Below are 14,795 nucleotides of genomic sequence, written 5' to 3'. Positions count from 1 at the left end.
ACCGGATCGCCTTGATCTGGTTCTCCTGCTTCTGCTGCGCGTCGGAGAACTTCAGGTCGACCCCGGCCTTGGCGGCGGACTCCTGGACCGACTTGGTGTTCGCGGTGCGCCAGCCGCTCTCGGCGCCCACCTGGGCGAAGCCCATCGTGATCTTGCCGTCGTCCTTGGCGGCGGTGCCCGACGACCCGGCGTCCCCGGATCCACCGGTACCGCACGCGGTCAACGCGGCCAACAGGACCGCGGCGGCGGCGGTCGTCATCTTCTTCAACACTGGTTCTTCCTCCGTGTGAACCCGGCACGTGGCGGGCGGCGAGCTGCGTGACCGATGTCACTGGGTCGCAACCCTGAACCTCGGAAAGCAGGGGCGTCAAGAGATCGTTCGTAACTTGAGTGTTTCGTTACATCGTTGGAATCACCAAGAACACTCACAAAATCTGATCATCGTGTTGAGTTTCGTCCTAGAGTGTTTGGTCTTGTTGGATGTGCTCCGGTGTGTCCGGAGGGGTTCGCGGTGCCGGGCACCACGCTCAGGCGACAGCCGCCAAGTCGTCCTCGGCCCAGGGGTTGCCGCGGCCGGCTCCCGTTGGTAGCTCCCCGCAAGCGCTGTGTGGTCGTGCGCACGACGGGTGCGAGCGGTCCACTGTGATCCGCGTGCGTCCTCCGAGGCGATCAGGTGTCGCGGTGCCTCCTTGGTCCGGTACCGGCTCCGTCCGTCTGAAGTGGCCGTTGACCACGCCCGACACGGTCACGGCCGATGAGTCCACGAGCACGGCGCCTCCTCCTGCTTGACCGTCCGTTGCCTCTGTTCGACCGGGTGGACCGGTCAAGCGGGGACGTCCCGGCATCGACCGGTCTTTACATCGTTGTATCGAAGATGTAAGAAATGCGTCGTGACCTGAGTCACCGGGTCAGGAGCACCCCATGTCGCAGTTGGCCTGCACCCAGCAGCCAGCGGCGACGACCGGGAGACCCGCTCACCCGGAGTGGGGTGCTCCGCCAAGGCATCGGCTGCCGGAGTCGAAGTCGAGAACGCGGTCACCACGTCTGCTCGGACGTGTGCGTGAACGCCGTCCACCCGTGTTGCAACCCGTTGCCTCGACCTGAAGGAGTTCCATGCGCAGCCCCGTCGCCGTGCCCGTTTCCACACCGGTCGCGCCTGCCGCCATCGTGTCCAAGGCATCGCCGTTGTCCACGCCGTGGACCGACCAGGTGCCGACCACCAACCCCCTGCCCGAGTACCCGCGCCCGCAGGAGACCCGCTTGGACTGGCAGTCCCTCAATGGCGGGTGACCTGCGCGTGCCGCGTACAACGTCGCCGGCGCCCGCGGCCCTCGGACACGTCCGGTCGTCCCGGGTGCCCACGCCCGGCTGCGCCGACCGGTACCTCCGGCACGTCGACTCCGCCGCGCCAACCGACGTGATCACCGCCGGCAGCGCGAGCGGTGCGCGCCAGGACGCGTGGCGACTCCGGCTCCAACCGGCCGCGGACGCACACAGCCGACAGCGGTTGAACCCTCGCGGCGCCCCGGGCGCCCTGACCGCTTTACCCGTCGCGGTGGTCGCACCCCTGGCCACCGCGACGCATCAGCCACATCGGGGCGGCAGGAGCCGCGAGGTCCAGGACGCTCGCGCGTTCCCCTCCTGAGGAGCGGACCACCCAAGCACGACAGGGGCTCGTCGGAGCGGCTTGGACGGATCCATCGGCAACGTCCACGCGAGGCTCCACCCGCGCACCGAACTGGCCTGCGTCGCCAAAGCGGCGCGGTTGGTCCTGTGGATCTGCGACGAGCAAGGCACCACATGGCGAACCGAGCCTGAAGGTGCCCGGAGAAGACACCGCACGTGCCTCGGCACGGCACGCGGACAACGCGACACCGACCCGAACCGGGTCGACATCACGCCGGTCAAGGCAGACCGGCCGAAGGAGGTCATGATGCTCCGAACACGTATTCGTCGATCGGTGACGATCGGAGCCGTGGCGATCGTCACCGCCGGTGCGCTCGCCCACTTTCAGCCGGCGGCGGCATACCGGCCACCATCGCCTGCGACCTCGCAGGGGCAGACTTCGCTGCTGAACCACGCGGCACTGCTCGACGCCGCCGGCGTCGGCGACCAGAGCTGGTTCCTCGACAACATCCCGTTCCTCGACATCCCGGACGAGCAGATCCAGAACGTCTACCACTACCGCTGGTTCACGTGGCAGGAGCACCTCAACTACCTCGACCCGGCCAACGGCTACACGTCGAGTGAATTCCTCCCCGATGTGGGTTACAACGCCGCGGGCGGTGCCATCAACGCGGCTGCCGGACACGTGATCCACGACGGGCGGTGGGTCCGCGACCAGTCCTACCTCAACGACTACCAGAACTACTGGATGCGCGGCCTCGGCGCCGATCGGAGCCGTCAGTACACGTTCTGGGCCGCGAGTTCCTATTACGACCGCTTCCTCGCCAACGGTGACGCGGCGTTCCTCAAGCAGTTCGAACAGGATCTCATCGACCAGTACAACGGCTGGAGCAACCAGTTCGACTCGTCGCTCGGCCTGTACTGGACCTCACCGCTGCTCGACGCGATGGAGTACGACTCGGCGGCGTACCAGTCGAAGGACCACTTCGGCGGTGGCGCGGGCTTCCGGTCGAGCATCAACGCCTACCAGTACGCCGACGCCCTCGCCATCGCCAAGATCGCGACGATGAACGGCAACCACGACACGGCGACCGAGTTCACGAAACGCGCGAACGCGTTGAAGTCGAACATGGATTCGAAGTTGTGGGACTCGAACCGCAACTTCTTCTACCACCGCCAGCGGGACAACAACCCATCGGGCGCGCTGCTCAACGACCGCGAGATCTACGGGCTCTTCCCCTGGTACTTCAACATGCCGGACGCCTCGAAGAACGTCGCGTGGGCCCAGCTGTTCGACCCCGACGGCTTCGCCGCCGCCTACGGGCCGACATCGACCGAACGGCGCAGTTCGCTGTTCATGCACGAGGCCACTCTCGGCTGCTGCCGGTGGAACGGCCCATCGTGGCCGTACGCGACCTCGTTCGTCCTCGGTGGTATGGCCAACCTGCTCAACGACTACCCGGCGCAGCAGTACGTCACCCGGGACAACTACTACGACCAGCTCCGCACGTTCGCGCTGACGCAGCACAAGAACGGAGTGCCGTACGTCGCCGAGGCGCACCACCCGGACAACGACTCGTGGCTCTACGACGCGCCCGGCCACAGCCTCGACTACAACCACTCGTCATTCACCGACCTGGTCATCACCGGCTTGATGGGCATCCGCCCCCAGGCCGACGACACCGTGCAGATCAAGCCACTGGCACCGACGACGTGGGACCACTGGGCGCTGGAGAACCTGCCGTACCACGGTCACAACCTGACGGTGATGTACGACGCGGACGGCACCCACTACGGCAAGGGCAGCGGCTTCAAGGTCTACGTCGACGGCGTGCAGGTGCTCGGGCAGGCGACGGTCGGCAACGTCACCGTTGACGTCGGCGACGCCATCACCCCGCCGAACAACCCCCTGGTGAACGTCGCGGCCAACCGCACCCAGTCGCAGAGCGGCACCCAGCCGTCCGCGTCCTACACGTTCGGCGGCGGCGCCGACAGCGTCTGGAAGGCCGTGGACGGACGCACGAGCTACCACGACGTGCCGAACACCCGGTGGACGTCGTACGGCTCCCCGAACACGAGCGACTGGTACGCCGTCGACTTCCAGCGCAACACCAGCGTGGACAACATCCGTTTCTACCTCTACGACGACGGCCGGGGGGTGCGAACGCCCGCGAGCTACGACGTGGAGTACTGGAACGGGTCGAGTTGGGTCACCGTGCCCAACCAGGTCAGGCGGACCGGCTCGCCGAAGGCCAACGCGCTCAACGAGGTGACCTTCCCCGCGATCGCCACGAGCCGGTTGCGCGTCGTCGCGCCCAACCCGGGCGGGGGCAACGGCTGGGGTCTCGCGGAATTCGAGGTGTGGGTCGACTCCGTTCCGCCGCCGCCTCCGGCCGGCGTGATCAACGGCCCCGGCGGCAAGTGCGTCGATGTCGCCGGCGCGGACACGGGCGGGAACGGCGCCGCGGTCCAGTTGTGGACCTGTGAAGGCGCCTCGGTCGACCAGCACTGGACGCACCACGCGGACAGGACGGTGCGTTCGCTCGGCCGCTGCCTCGACATCAGCGGCAACGGCACGGCCAACGGCACCCAGGCGCAGCTGTGGGACTGCAACGGCACCGGCGGCCAGGCATGGGTGCAGCAGGCCGACGGCTCGTTGCGGAACCCGCAGTCGGGTCGGTGCCTCGACGCGCCCGGTGGTGCCACGGCCAATGGCACCCGCCTGCAGATCTGGGACTGCAACGGCGCGGACGCCCAGAAGTTCTTCGTGTCGGGCGGAGGGCCGATCACCGGACCGGCCGGCAAGTGCGTCGAAGTGGCCGGGGACGACAGCGGCGGCAACGGTGCGGCCGTCCAGCTGTGGGACTGCATCGCCACGGCGGTCGACCACCACTGGACGCTGACGCCCGACAACCGGGTGCGCACACTGGGGCGCTGCCTCGACATCAGCGGCAACGGCACGGCCAACGGCACCCAGGTCCAGCTGTGGGACTGCAACGGCACCGGCGGCCAGGCATGGGTGCAGCAGACCAACGGCTCGTTGCGGAACCCGCAGTCGGGTCGGTGCCTCGACGCGCCCGGTGGTGCCACGGCCAATGGCACCCGCCTGCAGATCTGGGACTGCAACGGCGCGGACGCCCAGAAGTTCGCGTTGAGCTGACGCCACGAACTGTGCCGGGCACGGGCGAAGGGAGCCCGTGCCCGGCACAGCGTTCGGACGTGATCAGCCCGACGGGACGGAGCGGCGCGCTCGGCCGACGGTGATCCGTCGGACCGCTGCCACCGGCCCAGTCAGGACCGGCTCCGCCTGGCGAAGCACGGCCGATGGCCACGTCCGACGTGGTCATCGCCGACGAGGGTGCCTGCGAGCAATTGCGTATACCTAATCGTGCAGGCACTCCTTGAGCCAGCGCGGGACATGTTGTTAGCGTTCACATCGCAGTCGCGCAGGTCGAGACACAAACCGCCAGGTACCGCACACCCATACGCGCCATGGCCCCATCACCGCGCGGTGGTCTTGGAGCGCTGTGACCCCAGCCCGCGGCCGCGGCCACGCGGCAGCTTGACCACGGCCTCTCCACCCGGCACAACCGCTGTCCGGCGGCCAGGCCTCGAACCCGGCCGAGTCGCCGACACTTCACCTCTACGGAGTGTCCCCATGTCTCCAGCACTGAGTCGGCGCACCGTGTTGCAAGCAGCAGGCGTGACCGCAGTGGCATCCGCCGTGCCCGTCATCGGCGGGCCCACCGCCCTGGCCCAGGTGGCGCCTGTCCGAAGCGACATCGGTGTGTCGGCCCACCCGTTCGAACTCGGGCAGGTCCGCCTGACCGAGAGCCGCTGGTTGGACAACCAGAACCGCACGCTCACCTACCTGCGGTTCCTGGACGTGGACCGGCTGCTCTACAACTTCCGTGCCAACCACCGGTTGTCCACGAACGACGTGACGGCGTGCGGCGGGTGGGAGCACCCCGACTCCGACATCCGAGGCCACACCCAGGGGCACTTCCTGGCCGCATGCGCGCAGGCGTGGGCTGTGCTCGGTGACGAGGAGTGCCGCGACAAGGCCGATCACATGGTCGCGGAGATGGCGAAGTGCCAGGCGAACAACGAGGCGGCGGGGTTCAACCCCGGCTACCTGTCCGCGTTCCCCGAGTCGGACTTCGACACCGTCGAGACAGGTCAGCGCAAGGGCGTGCCGTACTACGGCGTGCACAAGACGATGGCAGGGTTGCTGGACGTGTGGCGCTACCTCGGCAGCACGCAGGCGCGTGACGTGCTGCTGCGGCTCGCGGGTTGGGTGGACTGGCGCACCGGCCGGTTGACCTACGCCCAGATGCAGACGACGCTGCGCACCGAGTTCGGCGGCATGAACGCGGTGCTGACCGACCTCTACCAGCAGACCGACGACGACCGCTGGCTCAAGGTGGCGCAGCGGTTCGACCACGCCGCGGTCTTCGACCCGCTGGCGGCAGGTGAGGACCGACTCAGCGGGCTGCACGCCAACACCCAGGTGCCCAAGTGGATCGGCGCGGCCCGCGAGTACAAGGCCACCGGAACCACCCGCTACCGCGACATCGCCACCAACGCGTGGAACATCACCGTGGCCGCCCACACCTACGTCATCGGCGGCAACAGCCAGGCCGAGCACTTCCACGCGCCGCACGCCATCGCCGCGTACCTCAACGCGGACACGGCCGAGGCGTGCAACACCTACAACATGCTCAAGCTCACCCGCGAGCTGTGGCAGCTGCAACCGGACAACGCCGCCTACTTCGACTACTACGAACGGGCCTTGTTCAACCACCTGATCGGCCAGCAGAACCCCGCCTCCGCCCACGGCCACGTCTGCTACTTCACCGCGCTCAACCCGGGCGGGCGGCGTGGCCAGGTCGGGCCGTGGGTCGGCGGTGGCAGCTTCAGCACCGACTACGGCACGTTCTGGTGCTGCCAGGGCACCGGCCTCGAGACCAACACCAAGCTGATGGACTCGATCTACTTCCACAACGGCACCACCCTGACGGTGAACCTGTTCATGCCGTCGGTGCTGAACTGGTCGCAACGTGACATCACCGTCACCCAGACCACCACGTACCCGGCGAGCGACACCACCAGCCTCACCCTCACCGGCAACGTATCCGGCACGTGGACGATACGCGTGCGCATCCCGGGGTGGACCAAGGACGCGGCCGTCAGCGTGAACGGAGTCGTCCAGAACATCGCGACGACCCCCGGCACCTACGCCGCCATCACGCGGTCCTGGACATCCGGGGACGTCGTCACCGTCCGGCTGCCCATGCGCGTGATCATGCGGGCAGCCAACGACGACCCCGGCGTCTCCGCGATCACCTACGGCCCCGTGGTGCTGTCGGGCGTCTACGGCGACAAGCAGTTCAGCACACTCCCCAGCCTCGACGTGGCCTCGATCACCCGCACCAGCACGAGTGCGCTGACCTTCACCGCGACCGCGGACGGCTCGTCGGTCGACCTCGTGCCGTTCTACAACGCCCACCACCACAACTACACGGTCTACTGGCGCGCACCCGGTCGGGGAGCCGCGGCGGCGGCCGGCCTCAAGTTGGTCAACGCCGGGAGCGGCCTGGTCCTCGGCGTGCACGAGATGTCCACCGCCAACGGAGCTCCCGCCAAGCAGTGGAGCGACACCGGCACCCCGGACCACAGCTGGTCGCTGATCCCCGACGGGGCCTCCGTGCGGCTGCGCAACGGCAACAGCGGCAAGATCCTCGGCGTCGAGAACATGTCCACGGCGGACAACGCGCGCGTGCTCCAGTGGTCCGACACGGGCACCGCCGACCACAAGTGGACGGTCGTCGACGTCGGCGACGGCACCCACAAGATCCGCAACGCCCACAGCGGCAAGGTGTTGGGCATCCTCGACGCCTCCACCGCCCTCGGCGCGCAGGCCGTCCAGGACTCCGACAACGGCACCGCGGACAACCGCTGGCGGTTCGTGCCCATCGGCGCCCGCCGCATCCAGAACCTGGCCAGCGGCCTCGTCCTCGGCGTGCGCGGCATGTCGACCGCGGACGGCGGCCTCGTGGTCCAGTGGGACGACACCGGCACCGCCGACCACCTGTGGACCGCCGTGCCCGACGCCGGTGGCTACTTCAAGCTGCGGAACTCGCACAGCGGCAAGGTCCTCGGCGTCGAGAACGCCGCGACCGCCAACGGTTCCCGCGTGCTCCAGTGGGCCGACAACGGCACCAACGACCACCTCTGGCGGCTCCGCTACGGCACAGGCGGCTACTTCCGCATCCAGTGCGCCAACGGCGGCCGAGTCCTCGGTGTCGGCAACGCCTCCTCCGCACCCGGCGCGCAGATCGTCATCTGGGACGACAACGGCACCAACGACCACCTCTGGCGCTTCATCTAGGAAGCGTCCTGCACTTCGTCACCGCAGCCAGGGAACGATGGCGGCGATGGTGAGTTCGGCCTGGCAGTGCGCGACTCGTTCGGCGTAGCGGGCAGCCGGGCCGCAAACTGCTTGAGCTGGTTGAACCAGCGTTCGACCACGTTGCGCTGTTCGTAGCGTTCGGCGTCGAAGGCCGGTGGTCGCCCGCCGCGTGAGCTCAGAGCCGCGCGGCGGGCGACCCGGTCGGTGCGTTCAGGACAGGCGATTCGGCGCCCTGCTGCCGGTGTTCATCGCGTCGCAGCGGATCATCGTGCGCAAGACGTGAGGCGCCCACGCGGGCCCGTCGCCCGGTCGCGGCCGGGTGACGGGGCGTGGCCTCAGCTGTCGGCTTCCTCGCGTTGTCGCTCGACGGCGCCGGTGAGGTGGTGGAACGTGCGGGTCCGCCGCATCAGGCGGTCGAGCGCGGGCCGCCGGTTGTCCAGCACCAGCCGCGCGCCCGCGGCGGTGACCCGACGATGGGCCGCGAGCAGCGTCGACAGCCCGTAGGAGTCGCAGAAGCCGACACCGCCGCAGTCCAGCCGGACCGTGCGCACCCCGTGCCGGGCGAACAGTTCGTCCACCACGTCGAGCAGCCGGTCCCCGTTGTCGTAGACGATGTCCCCGGACAGGGCGATGCGCGCCGTGTGGGCGTCGACGATGGCGAGGGTGCAGTTCAGCGGTTGCGGGTTCATGCGGCAGGTCCGGGGGAGAGGGCGCGGGACAGCTCGTCGCGCGCGGCGTCGAGGATGCGCCTGGCGCGAGGGAAGTCGTGCAGCTCGGTCGCGAGCAGGGCCAGCGCGGGCAGCAGGTGCCCCGCCGGCACGCCGCGGGCGCCGAGGACGTCGGCGGTCCACGTCAGGAAACCGGTGAACAGCGCGTCGTCGTCGGTGTAGAGCGCGGTGGCGAAGAAGTCGACGATGTGCGCGAGGTCCTCGGCGGTGTGCTGGCGCTGGAGTTCGGTGTAGGAGGCCATCGCGGGAATCCGCCGCTCCAGGCCGGTGTAGAGGGCTTTCACGAGCTGTCCGCTGGTGCGCGACACCATCGTGTACTCCTGGTCGCCCAGGTGCGGCAGGTGGTCTATCGGCTGGTAGCCGCCGCGCGGACGGGGCAGCGGGCCGGTCGACAACCGGTCCGCGGCGGCGCGGGCGTCGGGGGCCCACACGTCGGCGCCGAGCAGCCGCACGAACCGGCCGTCCGGGCCGAACGCGGCACCGCCCACGACCACGGGGACGCCGGTGGCCTGGCAGGCGGTGATGGTGGCGTGCGCGGTGGGCAGCCGGGTGGCCAGCGAGCCGGACAGCGCGACGGCGTCCGGCCCGGTGCTGTGCAGGTGGGTGATCAGGTGCGGTGCGGGCACCTGCGCGCCCAGGTAGTCGACGCGGAAGCCGCGCAGCTTCAGCACCTCGGCGAGCAGCCGCGCGGGGAGCGCGTGCCACTCCCCGTCGACGCACGACACCGTGATCCTGCCCCGGCTGACCGGCGGGCGTTCGACGGTCGCGGCCAACGACGAGACCACGCGCTCGTTGATCGCGGTGGCCGCGTGCTCCTGGGCGACGGTCAGGTGGTTGGCGGCCCACTCGGCGCCGACCCGCCGTTGCACCGCGCCGACCACGTCGAGCAGCACGGTCTCCGCGTCGAGCCCTCCGGCGAGGGCACCCAGCACCACCTCGGCCGCGCGGTCCTCGTCGCCGTCCACGACCGCGTCCCAGAGCCGCAGCGCGCAGCCGGCCGCCTGCTCGGTGGTCGTGCTCATGCGGTCCCCTGTCCCGTGTCGGCCACCGAGGTCAGGTGCCTGCCCCGCGGCGCGGTGATCGCCAGCAGGGCGATGTCGTCGTGACCGCCTGCGCCGATCCATTGCGACGCGATCATGTGCACGTGCTCGACGACCGCGTCGGCGGGCATGCCGGCGCACGCCGCGAGCACCCGGTGCAACCGGTCCTCGCCGAACATCTCGCCGCCGACCGGCCCGCCGACCGCCTCGGTGATCCCGTCGGTGTACAGCAGGCAGGTGTCGCCCGGCGCCAGGACGACCTCGGCGGTCACCGCGTCGACCTCGGGCAGGACCCCGATCAGCGTGCCGCGGGTCGGCACCTCGTGCACCTCGCCGGTCGTCCGCACGACCAGCGGCGCCAGGTGCCCGCCGCTGGTCACCCGCAGCCGCACCTCGGAGCCCACCCTGGCCACGGACGCCAGCACGACCGTGACGAACCGGGTGTCGTGCTCGCTGAGCAGCGCGCCGTTGAGCAGGCTCAGCATCCGCCGGTGGTCACTCGCCAGCGGCAGCAGCGCCCGCAGGGTGGTGCGGACCTTGCCGGTCATCACGGCGGCCGCCAGCCCCTTGCCGCACACGTCGCCGAGCACGGCCAGCGACTCGCCGCCCTCCACCCGGTGGACGTCGTAGAAGTCGCCGCCGACGCGTTCGGTGTCCAGTGCGGGCCGGTAACGGCCCGCGAACTCCACGCCGTCGACGCTGCGCAGCATGGGCGGCAGCAGTTCGCGCATCAACGTCTCGGTGATCGACAGCTGCTGGGTGAACATCCGCGCCGCCGACATCGCCGCGCCGGCGCGGGCCGCGAACAGCCGCGCGAACGACTCCTCGCCCTCGCTGAACGTCTGCCGCTCGACCCGGCGCAGCAGCACCAGCGCGCCGGCCGGGACGCCGTGGCCGGGCAGCGGCGTCACGACGATCGACCCCACCTCGCCGAACCCCTCCGGCACCAGCCAGGACGGCGCCGAGGACGGCTCGATCCAGCGCGAGGGCACCGGCGGGAAGCCCTGCAGGGCCTCGGCGAGGCCGGCGACGTCACGCGGGTCGAGCGCCATCCGCACGTGCACCGCGTCGGAGCCGCGCACGCACCACGCGACCGGGTGGTCGCGCAGGCCGCCCGGTGCGACGACCCACGCCGCGTCGGCCAGGTGACCCGCCGCGAGCTCGGCGGTGATCTTCATGCACCGCTCGGGGTTGAGCGAGGTCAGCAGGGCCGACGACACCTCGCCGAGCAGCGCCGTGCGCTCCCGCTCGACGCGCAGCGCCTCCCGCGCCAGCCGCACGTCGGTGTCCTCCACCAGCCACCACGTCACCGTGCCGTCGTCGTGGCCGACCGCGTGCGCCTCGAAGCTGCGGTCACCGAGCAGCCCGCGCACCGGCTCACCGCGCGCCGGGCTGAGCCAGTCGGCGAGGTCGGACAGCGCGAGACCGGGCCGTGCGTCACCGAACACCGCCCGCGCGGCCTCGTTCACGGCCTGGACCACGCCCGCCGCGTCGGCGAGCACGGCCGGACAAGGCGCGCGCAACCACCCGAACTCGGTCACGCCTCCCGGTGACCGGACGGCAGGACTGGTCTCCACCACGAACTCGTCGGCCCCCGTGCGGGCGCCTGCACCTCACTCGAATCTCAGACTCGCCGCCGCACGACAACCCGCCCACAACGGCCTTGCGACCCGCTCGGGCCCACCCCCAGCCTGCCAGACGACGCCACCCCGCGCGAACACCGTCGCTCCGGGACGCCCTCGGCCCTCGTCCGAGAAGCCGGGCGATCACAGCACGTGTTCCGCTACTCCGCCCGCGGATGCCGATGTGGAACGTGCCGCGCCGCTTACTCTGGTTACCGGGCGCGACGACGCGCGCAGGGCAAGGATCGTCCTCGCTCTGGGCGGCGCGTGGACACAGACGGGCACCGGCCTTGGCCGCAGCGGTTCGTCACCGTCATGCGGGCGTGGCGGATTGCACGGTCAGCTGACGGCCGGATGATCAGAACGCGGGTCTGGCGAGGAACCGGAACTCGCCCAGGTCCGTGCCGGTCGACCAGGCGTTGGCGTATCGCGGTGCCGACGAGTCGGGGGGGGAGAGGCTCACGGTCAGATGACCGTCATACGCCGGAGGGCCATCGACTCTCCGAGGCACAGCACTTCGACCACGTCGACTCCCTCGAACGACCGCAAGTTGCCTGATTGCGGGCGATCGTGACCGAGAGAAGTGACGCCGCGAGGGCTTCCGTTCGTCACCGGCAAGACGATTCCCACCTAGAGGGGGACAGAGCGACTCCAACAGCGTCGCCTCGACCCCGGCGGGGCGACGGCGGTCAGGGTTTGCCCATGATCCGTCCGATGCCGGGCAACCTGGTCGGGGCGGTCGGGGTTCGATGGCTGGGGTGCGGCTGGATGGCGTCGTGGTGGTGTTCGACGAACTCCTTGAAGCCTTCGAGGTCGGTGTCGGGGGTGGTCAACCCGGCCGAGGCGAGGACTTCCTCGTAAACGCCGTGCGGCTCGACCACCACGCGCAGGTCCAGCCTGGTGGTGGAGTCGTCGACCGCGTGGAAGGTCGCCGTGCCAGTGCGCGGCGGCACCGACGGTGCCCGCCAGGCGACGAACTCGTGCGGGCGCTCCTGGATGATCTCGCTGCCCGGCTCGGCGACCCACTCCAGCCAGCGCCCATAGGCGACGGCCACCGGCGCGGACACCTCTGCGGAACACTCGAACGACGTCGTCATCACCACACCTCCGCGGTCGGTGTCCGGGTACCCAGTCGGCCGGTGCCGACGCGCGTGGACTGCAGGCTCCCGCGTCCGGCTGGCTCAGCGCTGGCGTGGGCGGGACTCGGCGGCGACGCTCGCACCGGTGGCCCCGTCGCCGAAGCTGCTGTGGTCGCCGGCTGCCTCAGCTGATCCGGTCATACCGGGTGTGCGTCGGAGGTCATGGCAGTGCGACGGCTGTGATGCGGTGTCGGGTCAGTGCTTCGTCGAAGTTGCCGCGTTCGTGTGCGGCGACGAGGTCGTGGGCGATGTCGCGCAGCTTGCGGTTGGTGTGTTGGGACGCCTGCCGCAGCAGCGCGAAGCTCTGGTCGGTGTCGTGGGCGAAGTGGCGCATCAGCAGGCCCTGGGCCAGGCCGATGGTGTGGCGGGTGTCGAGCGCCGTGGTCAGGTGCCGCACCAGCTGCTTGCTGTGGCGCAGCACCTCGATGTTGTCCAGGGCGACGCCGGCGTGCAGGGCGATCATGAGGATGATGTCGTAGGAGTGGTCGTTGAACCGGTGGGATTCCCGCGACAGCAGCACAGCCGCGGCGGTGGGGGAGTGGTCGGTGGGCAGGGGCAGCGCGAGGCAGCTGCGGTGGCCGTGCACGGCGAGGCGCGAGGCGAACAGCGGCCAGCGGTGGTCCTGCCCGGTGTCGCCCAGGCGGCGCGGTTCGCGGTAGCGCAGCACCTCGCGGACCGGATCGCCCTCGTCCGCGGAGAGGTCGAGCGGCGGGTGACCGGTGGACGCGACGATGTCGACTTCACCTCGGCGGTCGACCGCGAGGAAGGCCAGGTCGCAGCCCGGGACGGTGCGGACCAGGTGTTCGGTGAACCGGCGCCCGACGGCTTCGTGCTCCTCGTCCTCGATCAACCTGCCCATCCGGGCCAATTCGGACGCCAGTGTGCGGACGGAGACGTCCTGGTCACGTGTCATCGATGCACCCCTCGACGGGCCGTGCCCCGCGACGGCCACGAGACCGGGCGGGACTGGGTATCGGGATGCTGCCCTGCTGAACACCTCCAGTCGGACAACCTAACGCATTCGGACAGCACCGCTCCTGCCGGTCGGGGTGTCCGGGGATGGAAGATCCCGATGCACGCGGCAGTGGCAGCGGGTCCCGCATCGCCACGCTCCACCCCGTCGCTGTTCACCTGGAACGCCACCGCCACCGGCAGCGGCTCGACCCTGACGATCACGCCAAGATCGTTTGCTCCCAATTTGCTCCCACGACAGCAGAACAGCCCACCGGTGAAGATCACCGACGGGCTGTCTGACCTGCGTTTATCTATGGTGGACGATACTGGGATTGAACCAGTGACCCCTACCGTGTCAAGGTAGTGCTCTCCCGCTGAGCTAATCGTCCGAGGCGGAGACGGGAATCGAACCCGTGTACAGGGCTTTGCAGGCCCTTGCCTAAGCCACTCGGCCACTCCGCCATGATTCCCGAAGGCTAGCACTCAGGAGTATGGCCTGAGCCCAAGGGGCCCTCTGCCGAGCGGATGACGAGACTCGAACTCGCGACCCTCACCTTGGCAAGGTGATGCGCTACCAACTGCGCTACATCCGCATGCTCCGAGGGATTTCTGGGAACTTTTCCCCTTTTGGGGGCTGTCGTTCCGGTCTTCCCCGGTGCGAGAGGAACTTTATTACATGGACCGCAGTGGGATCAAATCGGGGGTCCCTTGATCCCCCGGCAGGCCCGCTACCTGCGCTTTTACGTCAGATCGTTGGAGATCAGGTGGGTCAGGGCCTCGTCGACGTCGACCCACAGGTGCTCGTTGCCGGGCACCACGACGTCGTACGTCCGGTCGAGGAAGTCGGCGAGCTCCTGCGCGGACGCCTCGAACATGGCGTGGCCGGACGGCGAGCTGAGTTCGATCACCACGACCTCGGGGTCGTCGGCGGCCGGTCGGATGCGGACGTCGCCGTCACCCGCGTCGGCGATCAGGCCGTCGGCGAGGAGGTCGCGGGCGAACACCCACTCGACCCACCCGGCACGGCCGGTGCGGAACGCGGCGACTACCGCGTACGGGTCTTTCGTGTCATAGCGAAGCTCCACCTGCACCGGGACGGCCGGGGTCCGCGGCGCCAGCAGGTCGAAGACCGCTGTTGAGCGGAGTGTCACGTGGTCATTGCGCATCGTCGTTACCCTCTTCTCCCTTCCGGCCAATGGAACGACCGAGTTCTCTACTTGTGACGTATATGTGGCGAGGAACGCTCGAACCGAGGGTGTTTATCACCCGATTGG

9 protein-coding genes, 3 tRNA genes and 1 pseudogene are annotated in these 14,795 nt (G+C 69.5%); 3 read left to right on the top strand and 10 right to left on the bottom strand.

What is annotated here, in order from left to right; all coding sequences use genetic code 11:
* Positions 1 to 271: pseudogene (locus tag ACFQ3T_RS02925) on the bottom strand (LacI family transcriptional regulator); the annotation flags it as partial.
* An 842-nt stretch (positions 272 to 1,113) separates the two neighbouring features.
* On the opposite strand from ACFQ3T_RS02925, the gene ACFQ3T_RS02920 reads away from it, so the two are divergent.
* From ACFQ3T_RS02920 to ACFQ3T_RS02910, 3 genes are all read left to right on the top strand, one after another.
* Complete coding sequence (locus ACFQ3T_RS02920) at positions 1,114 to 1,290, top strand: hypothetical protein (protein ID WP_380719436.1); 177 nt, start codon at positions 1,114 to 1,116, stop codon at positions 1,288 to 1,290.
* A 685-nt stretch (positions 1,291 to 1,975) separates the two neighbouring features.
* Positions 1,976 to 4,786, top strand: coding sequence for an MGH1-like glycoside hydrolase domain-containing protein (locus ACFQ3T_RS02915; RefSeq protein WP_380719434.1), 2,811 nt, complete (start codon positions 1,976 to 1,978; stop codon positions 4,784 to 4,786).
* Between the two features lie 543 nt (positions 4,787 to 5,329).
* Positions 5,330 to 8,017 carry a beta-L-arabinofuranosidase domain-containing protein gene (locus ACFQ3T_RS02910; protein ID WP_380719432.1) on the top strand — a complete coding sequence of 896 codons (2,688 nt, stop codon included), beginning with the start codon at positions 5,330 to 5,332 and terminating at the stop codon, positions 8,015 to 8,017.
* 356 nt (positions 8,018 to 8,373) lie between these two features.
* Here the strand turns inward: ACFQ3T_RS02910 and ACFQ3T_RS02905 are convergent, their stop codons facing one another.
* The 9 genes from ACFQ3T_RS02905 to ACFQ3T_RS02865 form a co-directional block, all read right to left on the bottom strand.
* On the bottom strand, positions 8,374 to 8,727 hold the full coding sequence (locus ACFQ3T_RS02905; protein WP_380719429.1) for an STAS domain-containing protein: 354 nt from the start codon (positions 8,725 to 8,727) through the stop codon (positions 8,374 to 8,376).
* Positions 8,724 to 9,788, bottom strand: coding sequence for a cobalamin B12-binding domain-containing protein (locus ACFQ3T_RS02900; RefSeq protein WP_380719427.1), 1,065 nt, complete (start codon positions 9,786 to 9,788; stop codon positions 8,724 to 8,726). The genes ACFQ3T_RS02905 and ACFQ3T_RS02900 overlap by 4 nt, the downstream gene beginning before the upstream one ends.
* A complete protein-coding gene (locus tag ACFQ3T_RS02895; RefSeq protein WP_380719425.1) occupies positions 9,785 to 11,347 on the bottom strand; it encodes a PP2C family protein-serine/threonine phosphatase in 1,563 nt (520 codons plus the stop codon). Before ACFQ3T_RS02895 ends, ACFQ3T_RS02900 begins: the two co-directional genes overlap by 4 nt.
* A gap of 770 nt (positions 11,348 to 12,117) precedes the next feature.
* Positions 12,118 to 12,525 (bottom strand): hypothetical protein, encoded by a 408-nt coding sequence (locus ACFQ3T_RS02890; RefSeq protein WP_380719423.1) that lies wholly within the window; start codon positions 12,523 to 12,525, stop codon positions 12,118 to 12,120.
* Positions 12,526 to 12,727: 202 nt separating this feature from the next.
* A complete protein-coding gene (locus ACFQ3T_RS02885; RefSeq protein WP_380719421.1) occupies positions 12,728 to 13,480 on the bottom strand; it encodes an ANTAR domain-containing protein in 753 nt (250 codons plus the stop codon).
* Positions 13,481 to 13,835: 355 nt separating this feature from the next.
* Positions 13,836 to 13,910: transfer RNA gene (locus tag ACFQ3T_RS02880), tRNA-Val, on the bottom strand.
* 1 nt (position 13,911) lies between these two features.
* Positions 13,912 to 13,983, bottom strand: a tRNA-Cys gene (locus ACFQ3T_RS02875).
* A 58-nt stretch (positions 13,984 to 14,041) separates the two neighbouring features.
* Positions 14,042 to 14,114, bottom strand: a tRNA-Gly gene (locus tag ACFQ3T_RS02870).
* Between the two features lie 147 nt (positions 14,115 to 14,261).
* Positions 14,262 to 14,687 (bottom strand): SsgA family sporulation/cell division regulator, encoded by a 426-nt coding sequence (locus ACFQ3T_RS02865; RefSeq protein ID WP_073893954.1) that lies wholly within the window; start codon positions 14,685 to 14,687, stop codon positions 14,262 to 14,264.
* Positions 14,688 to 14,795 lie beyond the last annotated feature (108 nt).

It is taken from the genome of Saccharothrix hoggarensis, assembly GCF_042678885.1.
Classification (GTDB): Bacteria; Actinomycetota; Actinomycetes; order Mycobacteriales; family Pseudonocardiaceae; genus Actinosynnema; species Actinosynnema hoggarensis.
This window is presented reverse-complemented; position numbering and strand designations above follow the sequence as displayed.